The 224-nt window shown below is 56.2% G+C and carries 2 tRNA genes; both read right to left on the bottom strand.

Annotation, left to right across the window (positions count from 1 at the left end):
- Nucleotides 1–2: 2 nt before the first annotated feature.
- A tRNA-Gly gene (locus PU683_RS22040) sits at nt 3–75 on the bottom strand.
- Nucleotides 76–148: 73 nt separating this feature from the next.
- Nucleotides 149–224 (bottom strand) — tRNA-Gly (locus PU683_RS22035).

The following is a 224-nucleotide window of genomic DNA, read 5'->3' as shown; positions in this document are numbered from 1 at the left end:
GGAGCGGGAAACGAGACTCGAACTCGCGACCCCGACCTTGGCAAGGTCGTGCTCTACCAACTGAGCTATTCCCGCATACTTATCTGGCCTGGCTGATTGCCATGAACCAGTAAATCTGGATGGTGCGTGCCTTGCGGCATTTCAAATTTGGAGCGGGAAACGAGACTCGAACTCGCGACCCCGACCTTGGCAAGGTCGTGCTCTACCAACTGAGCTATTCCCGC

The organism is Candidatus Kosakonia sp. 282A-S69, from assembly GCF_029433855.1.
Classification (GTDB): Bacteria; Pseudomonadota; Gammaproteobacteria; order Enterobacterales; family Enterobacteriaceae; genus Kosakonia; species Kosakonia cowanii_A.
Note: the sequence above shows the minus strand (reverse complement) of the source record. Positions and strands in the feature narration are given on the sequence as shown.